Origin of the sequence: Shinella granuli, from assembly GCF_004341885.1 — a bacterium.
Taxonomy (GTDB): domain Bacteria; phylum Pseudomonadota; class Alphaproteobacteria; order Rhizobiales; family Rhizobiaceae; genus Shinella; species Shinella granuli.
Map to the genome: position 1 here is coordinate 1 of NZ_SLVX01000002.1, position 16,419 is coordinate 16,419.

The 16,419-nt window shown below is 61.4% G+C and carries 20 protein-coding genes and 2 tRNA genes; 14 read left to right on the plus strand and 8 right to left on the minus strand.

Annotated elements, in window-relative coordinates; genetic code table 11:
• Positions 1-203: 203 nt before the first annotated feature.
• Positions 204-380 carry a hypothetical protein gene (locus EV665_RS32190; RefSeq protein WP_162852956.1) on the plus strand — a complete coding sequence of 59 codons (177 nt, stop codon included), beginning with the start codon at positions 204-206 and terminating at the stop codon, positions 378-380.
• Between the two features lie 245 nt (positions 381-625).
• On the opposite strand, the gene EV665_RS03155 is transcribed toward EV665_RS32190, so the two are convergent.
• Together EV665_RS03155 and EV665_RS03160 are read right to left on the minus strand one after the other, a co-directional pair.
• Positions 626-1,075, minus strand: coding sequence for a hypothetical protein (locus EV665_RS03155; protein ID WP_133033068.1), 450 nt, complete (start codon positions 1,073-1,075; stop codon positions 626-628).
• A 699-nt stretch (positions 1,076-1,774) separates the two neighbouring features.
• On the minus strand, positions 1,775-2,269 hold the full coding sequence (locus EV665_RS03160) for a YciE/YciF ferroxidase family protein (protein WP_133033069.1): 495 nt from the start codon (positions 2,267-2,269) through the stop codon (positions 1,775-1,777).
• Positions 2,270-2,846: 577 nt separating this feature from the next.
• Here EV665_RS03160 and EV665_RS03165 point away from each other — a divergent pair.
• Positions 2,847-3,137, plus strand: coding sequence for a hypothetical protein (locus tag EV665_RS03165; protein ID WP_133033070.1), 291 nt, complete (start codon positions 2,847-2,849; stop codon positions 3,135-3,137).
• An 88-nt stretch (positions 3,138-3,225) separates the two neighbouring features.
• Here the strand turns inward: EV665_RS03165 and EV665_RS03170 are convergent, their stop codons facing one another.
• Positions 3,226-3,483 carry a helix-turn-helix domain-containing protein gene (locus EV665_RS03170; RefSeq protein WP_133033071.1) on the minus strand — a complete coding sequence of 86 codons (258 nt, stop codon included), beginning with the start codon at positions 3,481-3,483 and terminating at the stop codon, positions 3,226-3,228.
• Between the two features lie 82 nt (positions 3,484-3,565).
• On the opposite strand from EV665_RS03170, the gene EV665_RS03175 reads away from it, so the two are divergent.
• The 5 genes from EV665_RS03175 (at position 3,566) to EV665_RS32195 (ending at position 4,812) form a co-directional block, all read left to right on the plus strand.
• Entirely contained in the window at positions 3,566-3,898 is a 333-nt protein-coding gene (locus EV665_RS03175) for a hypothetical protein (protein WP_133033072.1), read from the plus strand.
• Entirely contained in the window at positions 3,895-4,083 is a 189-nt protein-coding gene (locus EV665_RS03180; RefSeq protein ID WP_133033073.1) for a hypothetical protein, read from the plus strand. The genes EV665_RS03175 and EV665_RS03180 overlap by 4 nt, the downstream gene beginning before the upstream one ends.
• A complete protein-coding gene (locus EV665_RS03185; RefSeq protein WP_133033074.1) occupies positions 4,083-4,361 on the plus strand; it encodes an HNH endonuclease in 279 nt (92 codons plus the stop codon). The genes EV665_RS03180 and EV665_RS03185 overlap by 1 nt, the downstream gene beginning before the upstream one ends.
• Positions 4,358-4,549: a hypothetical protein gene (locus tag EV665_RS03190; protein ID WP_133033075.1), complete on the plus strand. Its 192-nt coding sequence runs from the start codon at positions 4,358-4,360 to the stop codon at positions 4,547-4,549. The genes EV665_RS03185 and EV665_RS03190 overlap by 4 nt, the downstream gene beginning before the upstream one ends.
• Positions 4,550-4,735: 186 nt before the next feature.
• Positions 4,736-4,812: transfer RNA gene (locus EV665_RS32195), tRNA-OTHER, on the plus strand.
• Between the two features lie 182 nt (positions 4,813-4,994).
• On the opposite strand, the gene EV665_RS03195 is transcribed toward EV665_RS32195, so the two are convergent.
• A complete protein-coding gene (locus EV665_RS03195; RefSeq protein WP_133033076.1) occupies positions 4,995-5,630 on the minus strand; it encodes a hypothetical protein in 636 nt (211 codons plus the stop codon).
• A 185-nt stretch (positions 5,631-5,815) separates the two neighbouring features.
• Between EV665_RS03195 and EV665_RS03200 the strand changes: the two genes are divergently transcribed.
• The 4 genes from EV665_RS03200 (at position 5,816) to EV665_RS03215 (ending at position 8,310) form a co-directional block, all read left to right on the plus strand.
• Complete coding sequence (locus tag EV665_RS03200; RefSeq protein ID WP_133033077.1) at positions 5,816-6,166, plus strand: hypothetical protein; 351 nt, start codon at positions 5,816-5,818, stop codon at positions 6,164-6,166.
• A 64-nt stretch (positions 6,167-6,230) separates the two neighbouring features.
• The gene (locus EV665_RS03205) at positions 6,231-6,746 is read left to right on the plus strand and encodes a hypothetical protein (protein ID WP_133033078.1); all 516 of its coding nucleotides are present in this window, start codon (positions 6,231-6,233) and stop codon (positions 6,744-6,746) included.
• A gap of 11 nt (positions 6,747-6,757) precedes the next feature.
• On the plus strand, positions 6,758-6,991 hold the full coding sequence (locus EV665_RS03210) for a hypothetical protein (protein WP_133033079.1): 234 nt from the start codon (positions 6,758-6,760) through the stop codon (positions 6,989-6,991).
• A gap of 209 nt (positions 6,992-7,200) precedes the next feature.
• Positions 7,201-8,310 (plus strand): site-specific integrase, encoded by a 1,110-nt coding sequence (locus EV665_RS03215; RefSeq protein WP_133033080.1) that lies wholly within the window; start codon positions 7,201-7,203, stop codon positions 8,308-8,310.
• Between the two features lie 85 nt (positions 8,311-8,395).
• Here EV665_RS03215 and EV665_RS03220 read toward each other — a convergent pair.
• Positions 8,396-8,472 (minus strand) — tRNA-Pro (locus EV665_RS03220).
• Between the two features lie 155 nt (positions 8,473-8,627).
• On the opposite strand from EV665_RS03220, the gene EV665_RS03225 reads away from it, so the two are divergent.
• The 3 genes from EV665_RS03225 to EV665_RS03235 all read left to right on the plus strand — a co-directional run bounded on the left by EV665_RS03225 (position 8,628) and on the right by EV665_RS03235 (position 12,405).
• Positions 8,628-9,131, plus strand: a complete 504-nt coding sequence (locus tag EV665_RS03225; protein ID WP_133033081.1) for an MgtC/SapB family protein — start codon at positions 8,628-8,630, stop codon at positions 9,129-9,131.
• A gap of 214 nt (positions 9,132-9,345) precedes the next feature.
• Positions 9,346-11,076 (plus strand): type I secretion system permease/ATPase, encoded by a 1,731-nt coding sequence (locus tag EV665_RS03230; RefSeq protein ID WP_064329401.1) that lies wholly within the window; start codon positions 9,346-9,348, stop codon positions 11,074-11,076.
• Positions 11,077-11,088: 12 nt separating this feature from the next.
• Entirely contained in the window at positions 11,089-12,405 is a 1,317-nt protein-coding gene (locus EV665_RS03235; protein ID WP_064329402.1) for an HlyD family type I secretion periplasmic adaptor subunit, read from the plus strand.
• 620 nt (positions 12,406-13,025) lie between these two features.
• On the opposite strand, the gene cysN is transcribed toward EV665_RS03235, so the two are convergent.
• From cysN to EV665_RS03250, 3 genes are read right to left on the minus strand one after another with little or no spacing between them, the layout of a single operon-like run.
• The gene (gene cysN, locus EV665_RS03240; RefSeq protein WP_064329403.1) at positions 13,026-14,513 is read right to left on the minus strand and encodes a sulfate adenylyltransferase subunit CysN; all 1,488 of its coding nucleotides are present in this window, start codon (positions 14,511-14,513) and stop codon (positions 13,026-13,028) included.
• A 1-nt stretch (position 14,514) separates the two neighbouring features.
• On the minus strand, positions 14,515-15,468 hold the full coding sequence (cysD, locus tag EV665_RS03245; protein WP_064329404.1) for a sulfate adenylyltransferase subunit CysD: 954 nt from the start codon (positions 15,466-15,468) through the stop codon (positions 14,515-14,517).
• 46 nt (positions 15,469-15,514) lie between these two features.
• A complete protein-coding gene (locus EV665_RS03250) occupies positions 15,515-16,264 on the minus strand; it encodes a phosphoadenylyl-sulfate reductase (protein WP_133033082.1) in 750 nt (249 codons plus the stop codon).
• Positions 16,265-16,419: the final 155 nt, after the last annotated feature.

Here is a 16,419-nt window from a genome sequence, read left to right on the forward strand (position 1 = left end):
TTTGGTCGACATGGGGAACCTCATAGGAATTGCGTCCGCTCGGCGGACTATGTTCCTATTTTGTTCTCATTCGAGTGGGAGTCAAGGTGGAACCGGGAGGGGTGGTCACCCGCTTCCTGATTAACCTCAATTCTTGGGGTTAACGAGCTGATTGATTTGATTCGATCATGCTGCCGGCCGTATGGAGGGCAGGAGGTGATTTGATGAAGTATGAGATTGGAATGCACATTGTCTATGACGTGCTGAATAAGGGCGTCCTAGTCGAATTCCGCGGTAAGTCGCACTATCTGGCCGGCCCCTTCAAGACCCAGAAGGAAGCGATAGGCGCGGGTGAGGAGCTGTGCCGTAAGCTGGGCTGGGGAAAATCGGACGGCGCCTGAGGCGACGCCAGGTGCTGGTTCTTTGCTACCCTACCGACGACCCACTGGGCGTTCGAGGTTGACACAAAAAAAGCCCCGCCGAAGCGGGGCAATTCGAGTGGCACATTGGCTCATGCCACTGGGAGGGCCTTCAGAGCCCGCCGCTATAGAATATAGAAATTGGGTGTATGTGAAGGCCGGGATCAGCGAAATCGGTACGGTTCGTGAATAAATTCAGTGCGGTACCGGTGCGCGGCGCAGCGACCCTAGTCCAGCAGATCCACAATCTCCCATCCCTCCGTCGTCAGCGCGGTCCAGAACCGCCCCTCTGCATCCTGCTCCATGGTCGCCCAGCCACGCAGCCGAAGGCGGCGGACCACATCCTTCATCTCGGCAGGGATGTCGTTGAAATGCCGCACCCGCACCGCAAGGAAGCGCAAGGCTTGGACTTGGGGTGCCGTGAGGCGGACGACGGGTTTCTTCGAGATATAGCCGGCCGCACGCAACTTGGCGCCCTGATCGGTGATGACGATCCTGATCTTCTTTCGGGGCTCGACGCGCATGTCAGCGAAGCCCAGCTTCTCCAGTTCCTGGAATGCGACCAGATCCTGGTAGGAGAGCCCGTCCATGACGATTCCGTCGCTGGTCGCCAAGCGATCGACGAGGTCGATCTGGGCGGGCGTCAGGCGGTATATCAGGATGGGTTTGGCAGGCATGGCTAAATCGCGTTAGTACGCGAAAATGCCATTGCGGGGCGAGGTTGTCAAAATTTCCATCACTTCTAAAATCTCGGCGCTTATGTAAACGGGAGTCTGGATTACGCGAAATGGTTATGCTTTCCTCATATCGAAGGGAGCTCTACAATGAACCGGTGCAAAGTCGAGATCGCAAGTTTGCTCGCAAGAACGATTGAAAAGATGATTCGATCTGAAGGTCACTGCGCGGTGCGACTATCCGATGATTGTATTAGAGTGCTAGCAGAAACCATTGACGCCATCGGGACCGGACGTGTCAGAATCGGCGCGGAGGCGGCGCTCGCAGAACATGGCTGCAGGCCGGAAGACTAACTAAATACTCCGGCGCGAGCGGGACATTTGTGATGCGTGCGAAGTGAGACCGTGCCTACGGTCTTTGCATCGTGAACATTAATCGCCGATGGGAGCGTGAAGCTTGGATCGCTTATTCAACGCGCTCACATATACCGATCGTGGATTACTCGGTGTGCCGACGGTGGCGCGTCCCGACAATGCAAGTACTTCAGGCTGAAGGGTGGGCGAAAAACCATGAAGGCTTGACCGATAGGCGCATGTGAACCGCATAACCACCTTGTATACCCTGCCATTGCTCCCAAGAAAACCGCCCGCCCTGTTGCTGGGGCGAGCGGCTATCACGGGACGGTCGGCGGCAGGGGATGACTACGCGGCTTTCTTTGCCGCCGTGGTCTTATTGATCGCCGTCACGGCTAGGTTCGTCAGCTTGTTGTTGGTCGCCTTCTCCTGGTCAAGGATCTCGCTCAGAAGCTTGTGCGCTTCGTCGTGGCCGAGATCCTTGGCCCATTCGCGGAGCGAACCGTAACGTGCGATCTCATAGTGCTCCACAGCCTGGCAGGCAGCGAGCAGGCCGGCATCCAGCGCGGTGCCTTCTGCCTCTTCCATCAGGCCATCGGCTTCCTTGATCAGACCCTCGATGGCGTCGCACTTCTCGCCGGAGGCCTTCTTGCCGATCGACTTGAAGACCTGGTCCAGCTTTTTGATCTGCTCTTTGGTTTCCGCAAGATGTTCCTCAGCCGCCTTCTTGAGCTCGGCGCTCTTGGCAGCCTTTGCCACCTTCGGCAGCGCCTTCGTGATGGCGTTTTCCGCGTAGTAGACGTCCTGCAGGGTGTGCTCGAAAATATCAGCCAGCGTTTTCATGGTGGGGCTCCCTTTGCTGTGATTGAGCACCAAGAATGAAAAGCATACGAATTTGTTCCAGGGGCGCTGGATACCGGGATCGGGCGGCCCGGTCGCGCAACGATCGTGCGGGAACGCAGGTGCTTGGTTGGGTCTCTTCGATCTGAGCAGGCGTTAGGCGGTATATGAGGATGGGTTTGGCGGGCATGGCTAAATCGTCGTGGTGCGTGAACTCTGTCACCATGCGGCGGGGTTGTCGAGGGGCACGAGAATGGGGGCAATCCAAAATTGGATGGTTGGAAATCAAGGGGTTAGCACGGATCGGTGCCGAATGATTTCAATGTTTTAGCGCCGGCAAGCCTTTGAAAACATTGGGTCGATTTTTCCGCGGCGAGGGGCCTGCCATAATATACATTTACAAATTTGTCAAGAAAATCAGTGGCTTGCGAGGTCTTTTTCTTGACATGCGAAGCCCCTTGGCGCTATAAACACTGCGCGGCATACCGAACCGCAGGCATACCACCACTATTGAGGAGAGAGCGACGACACTGGTTTTAACCGGCCGACTTCGTTCGGCCTCAATAGAAGGAAAGGTCAAATGTCAGACAGCTTTATCGTCCCAAATTTCATTCCCGTGCAAGCGTTGATCGAGCAGCGAAGGCGCGTACTAGAACTGATGCATGAAGTATCAGACGTAGTAGGAAGCCATCTCGCGATTACCCTAAACGAGATTGAAGAAGAGATTGTGGTAACGCCAGCAGCCTCCATTGAGGAAATTGAGGAGAAGGAACAATTCTTCGTTGACGCGACGGCCGAGTTTGAACGCCCCCGTCTCGTTGAACTGTTCAAAATCTGCATCCACGCCGACCGGCGACGGCTTTGTGCTTGATTTCAAATCTGACATCCCTCAAGCGGCGCGCCCCTTCGTAGCGATACGCGCTGCCACCTACGCGCCTGCGTTCATTCGGATCCAGGATCTAACCCTGCCGATCCCGCAGGCGTACTCCGCAGCCGTTGCCGTTCGAGGGGATGAACAATATCCCGAAATCCAATAGTGCCTGCACTACCGCGGCGACATTGTTCGGCATACCTGACATCGGCCCGGTGGATGCCTCCATGCGTCTGAGTGTCGGCAACGAGATGTTGGCGGCCTTCGCAAGATCGGCTTGCGAAATTCCGGCTAGCGCCCGGGCTGCTGAAACCTGTCGCCCCGTAATATGATATTTTTCTATCACTATGATATTAACCTATTGACATGTGTCCTTCTTGAGATATTCCTATCACCAAGATTGGAAGATCGCAACGGAGCAACTCAACATGACGCAGCCCCAAGCCACCGCCCTAAGCAACAACCCCACGACCATCGCCGCTTTTCGGCGGCACCTTCGCCAGCAGAACCCGCCGAAGTTTCAGCCCGGCGATGTGGTTGACTTCGAGAAGGAGGGCGGCCGCAAGTGGCCCCTGATGATCCTGGGCATCCGCGGCGATGCCGCCGACGTCATATGCTATGACGGAAATCCTCATCTCCTGCGCATCAAGGTCGCCACGCTGGAGGCGCTGCGGATCACGAAGGTCGAAGCGAGCAGCGAGGAGACGGTCACTATGTACCGAGCGCTGGTCGGTCTGGACATTGAGGGGGAAGCAGCATGAACATCCAGCGCCACAAGATCGAGCGCGCCATCGACGTGCTGATCGCCCTCCTGGATGCCGCTGACGGCGATCCAGACCTCGAGGACGACGAGCGCGAGGAAGATCCTTCCGAACGCGGCATCGCCGACCACGACGGTCTGATCGAGCAGGGGTTCGGGATGTTGTGCGGAGAGGAGGCAGCCTGATGGCAAAGTTCATGAGGGTACGCCGCCGCCTCCGCGAAGCGCAGGGCGGGATGTGCTGCTACTGCGCTCGCCAGATGGGGCCGCCACACAAGGACAAAAAGCCACATCCTTCGAGCGAAACGATCGAGCACCTGCGCCGCAAGGCCGATGGCGGGACAAACGCTCCCGACAACCTCGCGCTGGCTTGCAGCGAATGCAACACCGGTCGCGGTGCGATGGACTGGCTGACCTACAAGACCGTCCGTACGGGCGAAATCTACAGGGAGATGATGGCATGAACTGGCGCGATTGGTATCCCGAAGGCTCCACCGTCTTCGTCGGCCGTGAGAGCTATCTGGCGAAGCACAATGAACACGGGCTTGGCCTGGACCTCTACAAAGACGGCGAGTTGGCCATGACGATCACACCGGAGTACGTGCCGGTGATTGCGGATGGCGTGAAGTTTCCGACGGAGAAACAGCCATGACCCAGCCGAGATTCGTGATGATGACGTGCCTCAACGGTCAGGTCGGTTGCCTTGGTGTCGCGCTCAGCTTCGAGCACGCGAAGGAAGCCGTCGACGAGTGAGCCCAGGAACACCGTGCGGGCGACCGCGCATATGCTTGGATCGAACGCGCCGAATACGCGGTTTATCCCGCCTCCTAACCATTTCGCCCTTGTATCCGCGCGGGACTTCTACCCCGACAGCGGTAACGGATGATGCGAGTTCGAATCTCGCCAAGGGCTCCATTTCCTTCCCGACCGTCGTCATGTCCGATCAGGAAGGTGCCGCGCGTTGCTGCTCCTCGCTTGGTGACGCGCGGCTTTTCTATTCGCAGTCACCACAGGCCAGCGCGATACCACGTCCCCCACATGCGACGCGCGCTGGCCGCCTATTGCAGACGTGGAAAGCCAGCCGCAGAAAACCGAGTTTAGGCGCGGAGAATATTGGCTATTTCAATCAATGTAACGTGCGTAAAGACTGCATGAAATATATAGTCAATCTTTTTCTCATCTGGATCGCCATAGTAGTGAGATTCTTGTTCAGCATCATGAGATATATGTCCTGCTCTATCATATTTAAACAATGTAATATTAGATGATGCGGAAACAACCGGACCAGAAAGATAAAACCTCATTTCCGGTTTTCCCATATCGCGTCGTTCCATTTCGAACGGGTTATGCTCATCAGCCCAATCACCTTTAGAAAATGAAACTAGTGCCGCTTCAATAACGTCAACGATACTGTGGTCGTCCGGCAGGATGTTTATTTCTACGCACGGTAGGAACGCTAAGGTCCATGTCTTTCGGTGGCCACGCCAGTCGGTCACGCGGCACGATTGATACTGACGCACGCATTCGACGCTTTTTTTGACCGAAGTAGTGACCGCAGCCGCCACCAAAAGGTGCGCCGCGTCTCGCGCGGTCATCGATCCCGCGCCACGTCCGGCCTTTTCCTTGCTCATAAGGCCGTGGTCACGAAGTTCGCGGGCTTGCTGACGAACGGTTGCTACTTCCAGCCTGAAACGCCGCGAAATCAATTCCGCCAGTTCGCCTGGTTTCGCCAAGTCCCTATCTCCTGTGTTGGTTGTATCGCGCTTCTATAGCGACATCACCGAAACGTGTCAATTTATCGAAAGCTCCAGTATCGATATTTTTAGTTTCGATAGCTTGACCATCGATTGAATCGAGAGTAACAGTGTTGATACGCATTCAATCCAAAGACGGGCGCGTCACCTATGAGGAGAAGACATTGACCAACGAACTTTCCTTTCAACTCGACAAGACCGCAGAATGGCGTGCGCGCAAGGCGGAGCGCCACCAAGAAGACCCCAGGAATGCTGACGCCGTGGCGCGCCTGAAAGCTCTCTCCGGCCAGAGCGGCACAAGCGATGCATTTGCAGTTATCGAGGATATGGAAACCGACGTCGATAATCCGCACTACGACGGCCTCAGCGAGGCAAGGAGCGGAGTTCTGGCGTCGATCGGATTTAGCTTCCTTCCTGAAACCGTCGATGAGGTCGCGGTCGCCATTGTCCGCGCCCTTCGGGAATACCCTTCAGTCGAAGATATGGCGCGTGTTGCCAGCAAGCGTTCTGCGTAACGGCACCACGTGTAACCCGCTCGCATCAAGCGGCGGACGCGCTAACAGCAAAGAGGAGAAGAAATTGACCGATATGATTCAGATTGATCGCGATAAGCTTGTTGATGCCTTCGCGAAGGCCATCGCAGAAGCAGAGCCGGCGGTATCGGCTATAGGGATGATCGACGTGCGCTCGATCGCGGGCCTTGCTGAGAAGGGTAGGGAGCTCGCCGCCGCAGGCGCTTTCCGCAACAAGACGATCTACGTTGAGACGGTCGACCGGCTCGATCGTGAAGGGTACAGCGAAGCCGAAGTCGTCACGATTTCCGAGATCGGCCTACAAATTGGACGTGCCGTCAATGCTGCGTTCATGAATGCGGCAGGCGTTTATAGCAGCACGGCAAAGCTGCTGCGCGCTTTCGAGAAGGAGAGCGAGGCGGTAACCGAAGAGCAGCCGGCTATTCAGTCGGATGTCGAGATGTCGCCCTATACCTCCAGGCACGTCGATGAGGACATGGCCCAGACAGACTTGGTCTGGGGCGAGCCGACCGGCGGGGCCGCTTCTGCCGATTCCGAGCCGTCGTCTGGCTTGATGCATTAGGAGGTGAAGACATGGCACAGCTCGCGAATGACACAATGCGCATCAACCAGATTTCCGGCGTAATCGTTGAAAATGTTTCGGCGCTTTTGAACCCCGAGAATGACCAAGCGTACTTGCAGCAGATGATCGAGAGCAATGACGCGTATAACGGGCTAACAAACTCGGAATACTACCTTGCCGTCATGATGGCGTGCGCAAACCTTCACGCGCAGGCGTTCGAGAAGTTCACGTCGTTGGAACGATGAGGGGCAATGCTGCACCTCACCCCCGCCAACGACAACATTCAGCCTGACGCACCGGTCAGGCTGGCTGACATCCTCCCTGTCGCGTTTCCGCACGGCGGAATGACTGTAAGCGGTCTCCGAAAGGAGGCCGCGCGTGGTCGCCTCGTGCTTATGAGGATTGCTGGCAAGGATTTCACGACGATGCGATCGATAGAGGAGATGAAGGAGCAATGTCGCGTGCCCGCAAACCAGCCAGATTGTGGCTCCGCCCGGCCGACAAGGACCGAGAGGCGGTCTGGCTCATCCTCGACGGGGGGAAGCAGTTCCGCACAGGCTGCAGTCAGCATGATCGTGCAGGAGCTGAGAAAGCGCTAGCGGAACATATCGGGAGGCAGTTTCTTGCCGAGGCTCCGAAGCGCAACCGAGCGGCATCCGAAGTGACGATCGCCGAGGTGCTGGCGCACTATCTTTCCTTGAAGAAGGACATCGCGACCCGTCCAAAGGAACTCGCGGCGCGAGCCGAGAACCTTATGGCATTCTGGGGCGACAAGACACTCGACGACATCACGAGCGGCACCTGTGCCGAGTATGTTAGGCGCCGCGGAAATCAGAACGGCTCCCGGCGTGAACTGGAGGATCTCCGCGCGGCGTGCCGTCAGGCCATTGCCGACAACGTCACCCGCCAGTCTGTAACGGTCACCCTGCCGCCGAAGGCCAAGGGGAGGGTGAAGCATCTCGATCGGGCGACCCTCGCCAAGCTGATCTGGGCCGCCTATCGCAAGCGTGGAAGATTCCGTGGCGCCCCGAACAAGAGGAGGCCGACCGTCCACATCGCGCGATTCGCTCTTGCGGCAGTCTATACCGGCAGTCGCTCATCGCGGATATGGCAGGCGTCGTTCGTGAAGGAAGAGGGCCGGCCTTACATCGATCTGGAGGCCGGTGTCTTCTACAGGGCGTGGGAAGGCGAAATGGTGGCCTCGAAAAAGCGTGCACCGCCGATCCGCCTTCCTGCTCGTCTGCTTGCCCATATGAGGCGGTGGCATGCGAAGGGCGCTAAGTATGTCGTCGAGTACAACGGCAAGCCAGCAGATCCCAAGCGAGCCTTCCGCAACCTAGTCGACGAGGTGTTGGGTGAGGGCGCCGAGGGCGTCGTCCGTCACACTTTGCGGCACACGGCGGCCACATGGCTCATGCAGGCAGCCACCGACAAATGGGAGGCATCTGGCTATCTGGGGATGACCCTGGAGACGCTTGAGAAAACTTACGGCCATCACCACCCAGACCATCAGGCTGGTGTCGGAGAAGCTTTCACAACAGGGAGGGCAGGGCGAATGAAGTAGCCATTCATTGCCGTATTCGTTGCCGTGATTTTTATGAGGCTTTTCGGGAGAATGTCAGAGCCGCCTGAATTTCAGGGGTTCGAGCTGGTCGGAGTGGAGTGATTCGAACACTCGACCCCCACGTCCCGAACGTGGTGCGCTACCAGACTGCGCTACACTCCGTGACCAGCGGCGCCTCTATAGAACAGGCTTTTCGTTTCGACAAGCGCAAAATATCAAAAAAAATCGTGCTGTTGGGGAAAGTGCCGGAAAGCCGGGCGATTTTTGTTTTCGGGGGGGCGGCGGGAACCGGTGTGTGGTTTTCGCGTTTGCGCGCCATGGAACAGATCATCGCCGACCTCTTTCCACGCACCGCGGTGCCCTATCCCGTGCTCCTCGCCCGCATGACGGGCGCGATCCTGCTCGGGGCGGTGATCGGGGCGGAACGGGAATACCGCGCCCATGCGGCGGGGCTGCGCACCCATATCCTCGTCGCGCTCGCGGCCTGCGTCTTCGCCATCCTGTCCATCGAGAGCGTGCACATGGCGGACTTTTCCGACGAGCAGGTGCGCATCGATCCGCTGCGCGTCATCGAGGCGGTCACGTCGGGCGTGGCGTTCCTCGCCGCGGGCATGATCGTCTTCTCGCGCGGCGAGGTGAAGGGGCTGACGACGGGGGCGGGCATGTGGCTTGCCGGCGCCGTCGGGCTTTCGATCGGCCTCGGCTACTGGTTCGTCGCAGCCGTCGCGACCGGTGCGTGTTTCATCGTGCTCTTCATTCTCGCCAAGATCGAGATCAAAAGCGACGGGCAGGAAGCGCCGACGTGCGACAAGAAAACATGACCGTTTGGGTTATGTTTTGATCGCTTCGTCGGAATTCTGTTGATTTGTGAATAAATCGGGCCCTATACCGTCTTCAAACGAGGACGCGCGCAGCCATGCGGGCGGCCCCCGCATCCGGCCGGTCGCGGCGGAGCGGTCGAGTGGCCCTTCGCCGCCCGGATGACGGTCGTCCCATCGGCCGGCTTCCGGCGTCGATCTTTAAAGAGACATTGTCATGCTTCCATCGGGCAAGGCCGGTGTAGAGGAACTCAGGACGGCGCTGAAATCGAGCGCCGCGGGCTTTCTCGCCATAGGGCTCTTCAGCTTCTTCGTGAACCTGCTCGTGCTGACCGGGCCGCTCTTCATGCTGCAGATCTACGACCGGGTGCTCTCCTCCCGCTCGGAGGCGACGCTGGTGGCGCTGACCGGCCTCATCATCGGCCTCTATTTCGTCATGGGCGTGCTCGACCATATCCGCAGCCGCGTCGCCGCGCGCATCGGCGCCCGCTTCCAGGCCCGCTTCGACAAGCGCGTCTTCAACGCCGTGCTCGACCGCACGAACCTGCATGCCCAGGGCATCTCCACCGTCACCGGCATGCGCGATCTCGACGCGATCCAGAAGGTGCTGTCCTCGCCCGCGCTCTTCACGGTCTTCGACATTCCGTGGACGCCCTTCTTCCTCTTCGTCATCTTCACCTTCCATCCCTGGATGGGCGTGCTCGGCATCGTCGGCGGCCTCATCCTCGTCGGGCTCACCTGGCTCAACCAGAACGGCACGAAGGAAGATCAGGAGCGGGCGATGATCGCCGGCCGGCTCAGCGACGAGATGACCCAGACGCTGCAGAAGGAGAGCGACACGGTGCGCGCGCTTGGCATGCGCCGCGCCGTCGCCGGCCGCTGGCAGCTTTTGCGCGACAAGGCGCTCGAGGCCAATATCCGCTATTCCGACAGCAACGGCTTCTATTCGATCAGCTCGAAGACCTTCCGCGTCTTCCTGCAGTCGGCGATCCTGGCGCTCGGCGCCTATCTGGTGCTGCAGAACGAGATCACCGCCGGCGCGATGATCGCCAGCTCCATCATCATCGGCCGGGCGCTGGCGCCCATCGAGGGCGCGATCGGCCAGTGGTCGCTCATCCAGCGCGCCGGGCAGGGCTGGCGCAACCTCGCCCAGCTGCTGTCGCGCGTGCCGGAGGAGGATCCCCGCACCGCGCTGCCGAAGCCCCGCGCGATCCTGGAGGTCGAGCAGGTCACGGTCGTGCCGCCCGGCGAACAGGTCGCCACGCTGCGCATGCTGAATCTGGAGCTGCATCCCGGCCAGGCGCTCGGCGTCATCGGCCAGAGCGCTTCCGGCAAGTCGACGCTCGCCCGCGTGCTGACGGGCATATGGCCGCCGGCGGCCGGCAAGGTGCGCCTCGACGGCGCCTCGCTGGAGCAGTACGGCACGGACGGCCTTGCCGAACATGTCGGCTACCTGCCGCAGGATGTCGTGCTGTTCGAGGGCACGGTGGCGGAGAACATCGCCCGCATGGCGCTCGATCCCGACCCGGTGAAGGTGGTGGAAGCGGCCAGGAAGGCCGGCGCGCACGACATGATCCTGCGCCTGCCGGACGGCTACGACACGAAGCTGCCGGCCATGGGCGGGCGGCTGTCCGGCGGCCAGAAGCAGCGCGTCGGCCTTGCCCGCGCGCTCTATGGCGATCCGGTGCTGATCGTGCTCGACGAGCCGAACTCCAACCTCGACGCCGAGGGCTCGATGGCGCTCAACCTTGCCATCCGCAACCTGAAGGCGGAGGGCAAGTCCGTCGTCATCATGGCGCACCGCCCGGCGGCGATCGAGGAATGCGAGCTCATCCTCATCATGGAAAACGGCCAGCGCCTGGCCTTCGGCCCGCGCGACGACGTGCTGCGCGCGCATCTGCGCAACCACACGCAGGTCGTCGCCGGCACGGGCGGCAGCAACAAGTAAGGGTTTAGAGCCATGGTTCGGGAAACGGGCGCCAAGGACAAGAAGTGGACCAGCCGGGGCTATGCGATCGCCGGCTATGCGACGGTCTTCGTGCTGCTCGGCGGCATGGGCGCCTGGGCGGCGCTGACGCGCATCAACGGCGCGGTCGTCGCCGGCGGCATCATCGAGGTCGCCAGCAACCGCCAGATCGTGCAGCACCTGACGGGCGGCGTGGTCGGCCAGATCCGCGTCAAGGAGGGCGACACGGTGAAGGCGGGCGATGTGCTGATGCGTCTCGACGACACCTTCGACCGCTCCGAGCTCGCCGTCATCGAGGGCCAGCTCTTCAGCCTGCTCGGCACCGCCGCACGCCTCCAGGCCGAGCAGGACGAGACGGCCGAGATCAGCTTCGATCCCGAACTGCTGAAAGCCGTCGCCACCGACCCGGGAGCGGCCGAGATCGTCGCCGGCCAGAAGCGGCTGATGGCGGCGCGCGCCGAAACGCGCGGCAAGCAGGTCGCCCAGCTCCAGGAGAAGAAGGCGCAGATCGCCAAGCAGAACGAGGGCCTGGAAAGCCGCATCAAGGCGCTGGAAACCCAGCTCGGCCTGATCGGCAAGGAACTGGAGGCCCAGAACAAGCTGCTCGCCCAGTCGCTGACCAATGCCAGCCGCGTGCTGGCGCTGCAGCGCGAGGAGGCGGAAATCCTCGGCACGATCAGCCAGGCCCGCGCCAACATCGCGGAAAATGCCGGCCGCGTCGCCGAGATCGAGATCGCCATCCTCAACATCCATTCGACGGTGCGCGAGGAGGCGACGACGGCGCTGCGCGAGATCGAGGCGAAGGTCGCCGAGCTCAAGGAGAACCGCAACGCCAAGCTGGAGACGCTGAGCCGCATGGACATCACCGCGCCGATGGCCGGCGTCGTGCTCGGCATGCAGGTCCATGCGCTGCGCTCGGTCATCCGCCCGGCCGATCCGCTGCTCTACATCATCCCGCAGGAGCAGGACCTCGTCATCACCACGCAGATCCCGCCGACGCAGATCGACCAGGTCCATGTCGGCCAGATGGCGCATATCCGCTTCGCCGCCTTCGACCACCGCTCGACGCCGGAAATCTTCGGCCATGTGACCAAGGTCGCCGCCGACGTGCTCGCCGACCAGCGCACCGGCGCCACCTACTACAAGGCCGAGATCAAGCCGGATGCCGGCGAGATGATCAAGCTCGGCGACAAGCATGTCATGCCCGGCATGCCCGTCGAGACCTTCATCCAGACCTCCGAGCGCTCGCCGCTGGAATATCTGGTCAAGCCGCTCGCCGACTATTTCGCCAAGGCGTTCCGCGAGCGGTGAGGCGGCCTTTCACCAACTGCTGATGGAACAATTTGGCGCCCCGGCCATTTCCCGATCGACACAACGGTTTGGGAAAGGAAATTTCGATGGCTCGGGCTTTGATCCTCTGGCTGATGGGCGTTCCGCTCTTCGTCGTTCTCCTGCTCTGGTACTTCTTCTTCTGAGCGGGGAGGCGAGGCGACAGATGTAAAAGGGGCCTCCGCGGCCCCTTTTGTATGTCTGCTTGCATGTCGGCAAACGCTGCCCACCCACCGACGTCATCCTCGGCCTTGAGCCGAGGATCCAAAGCCATGCCCGAAGCGTGGATGGTCGGGTCAAGCCCGACCATGACGGAGGAAAGGCGTAGCGGTCTTGCCGGCGAGCATAAAGCCGGCGAGCATGAACGAGCATGAAAAAGAGGGCCGGCGAGGAAAAGAGGACTCTCGGCCCTTTTCAAGGATCCGGCAAACCCTTTCCCCACCCACCGACGTCATCCTCGGCCTTGAGCCGAGGATCCAAAGCCGCGCCCGAAGCGTGGATGGTCGGGTCAGGCCTGACCATGACGAAAGGGAGGTCGTAGGGACTGGCAAGCAAAAGGGGCCGTTCGGCCCCTTTCGTCTGCCCTGCGAAAATGCCCGCGATCACTCGTCGAGATCGGCGAGGATTTCCGCTGCCCGGCCCGCGCTGGTGTGGCGCACGTCCACGTCCTGGCGGCGGTTGGCGAAGAGTTCGGTCGCCATGATCTTTTCGGCGAGGTCGGCCGGCAGGGAGAGCAGCACGCGCTGGTCGTCCTTGTGGATGCCGCCGATTTCCGAGCGGCGGCCGGTGATCATGCCGCCGGCCACCGTGTTGTTGGTGTCGGGATCGATCAGGATGAAGGCACCGGTCGTGCGGTTCTGCTCGTAGCTGTCGAAGATCGCCTGCTCGTCGAAGGTGAGGTGCACCTTGCCGATGGCGTTCATGCCGAGCTTGTCCGTGGCGCTCCACTTGGAGCTTTTCAGGTCGAGCTGGCTCACCGGCTCGACGCTGACGCGCTGGCGGCGCGAGCCGCTTTTCAGCCAGTAGCGCTTTCCGGGCTCGATGCCGTCCGGCTGGAGGGCGACGAGCTGGGCGTCGAAGCCGCGGCCGGTCATCGGCTGGCTGTCGATGGCAACGATCATGTCGCCGCGCGCCACGTCCACCTGGCGGTCGAGCACCAGCGTGATCGCATCGCCCGCGACGGCGGCGTTGCGCACGAGGTCGAAGGTGACGATCTTGCTGACATTCGCCACCATGCCCGAGGGCAGGATGACGACGCTGTCGCCCGGCTTCACCGAGCCGCCGGCGACGGTGCCCTGATATCCGCGGAAGCTCTCGCCGGGGCGCGAGACGCGCTGCACCGGCAGGCGGAAGCCGACCGTCTGGTTGGAGCGGGTGGTGGCCTTCTCCAGCGTCTCGACCAGCGTCGGGCCGTCATACCAGGGCATGGCGGCGCGCCCGTCATAGACGACATTCTCCCCCTTCAGCGCCGACATCGGGATGGCGACGATCTGCTTGACGCCGAGCGTCAGGGCGAACTCCTTGAAGTCGTGCGTGATCTGCTCGAAGCCGGCGCGGTCGTAGTTCGTCAGGTCGATCTTGTTGACCGCGAGCACGAACTGGCGGATGCCCATCAGCGAGGCGATGGTGGCGTGGCGGCGCGTCTGTTCGAGAATGCCGGCGCGGGCATCGACCAGGAGCACGGCAAGGTCCGCCGTCGAGGCGCCGGTCGCCATGTTGCGGGTATACTGCTCGTGGCCGGGCGTGTCGGCGACGATGAAGGAGCGGCGGTCCGTCGAGAAGTAGCGATAGGCGACGTCGATGGTGATGCCCTGTTCGCGCTCGGCCTGCAGGCCGTCGAGAAGGAGGGCGAAATCGGGCAGGCCGAGATCGTTCTGCTTGCCGCTGTCGCGGTGGAGGGTCGCGGCCTGGTCTTCCTTGACGGCCTTGGTGTCCCAGAGCAGGCGGCCGATCAGCGTCGACTTGCCGTCGTCGACCGAGCCGCAGGTGATGAGGCGAAGCGGGCGGGAATCGCGGATGGCGCGGGCGTGTTCAGGGGCCGTTTCTTCCAAGGAAAATACCTCGGCGGTTGCAGTGGCGGAAACGGTCATCTCAGAAATACCCTTCGCGTTTCTTCTTTTCCATGGAGCCGGACTGGTCGCGGTCGATCGCGCGGCCCTGGCGTTCGGAGACGGTGGCCGTCTCCAGCTCGGCGATGATGTCGTCGAGCGTCGTGGCGTTGGAGCGGATGGCGCCGGTCAGCGGGAAGCAGCCGAGCGTGCGGAAGCGGATGACGCCTTCCTGCTTCACTTCGCCGGGAAGCAGTTCGAGCCGCGGGTCCTCGGCGAGGATCATCATGCCGTCGCGCTCCACATAGGGGCGTTTTTCCGCGAAATAGAGCGGCACGATCGGGATGTCCTCGGCCTGGATGTAGCGCCAGATGTCGACCTCGGTCCAGTTGGACAGCGGGAAGGCGCGCACGCTCTCGCCGTTGCGGATCATGCCGTTGTAGATGTTCCACAGCTCCGGGCGCTGGTTGCGCGGGTCCCAGCGGTGGTCCGGCGTGCGGAAGGAGTAGATGCGCTCCTTGGCGCGCGAGGCTTCCTCGTCGCGCCGCGCGCCGCCGAAGGCCGCGTCGAACTTGCCGGCGTCGAGCGCCTGGCGCAGCGCCTCGGTCTTCATGATGTCGGTATAGAGCGCCGAGCCGTGCGTGAAGGGCGTGACGTTCTCCGCCGCGCCGCGCGGGTTGATGTGCTCGATCAGGTCGAGATCGTAGTCCTTCACGACCTTGTCGCGGAAGGCGATCATCTCGGCGAACTTCCAGCCCGTGTTGACGTGCAGCAGCGGGAAGGGCACGCGGCCGGGATAGAAGGCCTTGCGCGCGAGATGCAGCAGGACGGAAGAATCCTTGCCGATCGAATAGAGCATGACCGGCCGCTCGAATTCGGCGGCGACCTCGCGGAAGATGTGGATCGCCTCGTTTTCCAGCGCCTTCAGATGCGGATCGAGCGGCGGCTTCTGCGTTGCACTGTGCTTCGCTTCCGCTTCGGGACGGATATCGGACATGAAAGGGGTAACTCCGGAGTACTGCGCCCCTCGGGGCGGGTGAACTTTAAAGGGCGCTCGATTCGAGGGAGGGGATCGCCGATTCCGGCACATGCAGGCCGCATTCGCGTTTCTCGTCGTTCTCCCACCACCAGCGGCCGGCGCGCTCGGGCTCGCCGGGCTTGATGGCGCGCGTACAGGGCTCGCAGCCGATCGAGGGATAGCCGCGCCGGTGCATCGGGTTCACCGGAACCGCATTGTCGGCGACATAGGCCTTGATGCGCTCGATGTCCCAGTCGGCCAGCGGATTGATCTTGATCAGGTTCCGCTCGGCGTCGAACTCCGCGAACGGCGTGTCGGCGCGGTTGCCGGACTGGCCGCGGCGCAGGCCGGTGATCCAGAAGGATGCCCCTTCGAGCGCGCGCGCAAGCGGCTTCAGCTTGCGCACGCCACAACAGGCGTGGCGCGCCTCGACGCTTTCATAAAAGCCGTTGAGGCCATATTGCGCGGCATAGGCGTCGATATCCTCCTGGCGAGGATGATAGCGCGTGATGGTGATGCCGTACTGGTCCTCGGTCTCGCCGATGAGGTCGACGGTCTCCTGGAAGAGACGGCCGGTCTCCAGCGTCACGACGTCGATGCCGAGGCGCTCCGTGCCGATGGCCGCCGTGATCACCTGGTCCTCGATGCCGAGGCTGGTGGTGAAGACGGAACGCCCGCCAAGCCCGGCCACCAGCGCCAGCCGGCCGGCGAGGTCGAGTTCGGCGAGTTTGTCATTCAGGGCCTGCGCGGTCCCGTTTCCGGTGAGAGCAGTCATTCCATTTCATGCCTTTGCGAGAAGTTGCCGGATTATCGCAGCCTTGTCCGGCGCGAGACAGCAAAACGGATTTCGGAAATGTCGGCACGGGAGCAAATATCTCTCCAACTCGCGCCACGGGCAGAAATCCTGCCGTCTTGGATGAGCGCGCAGGG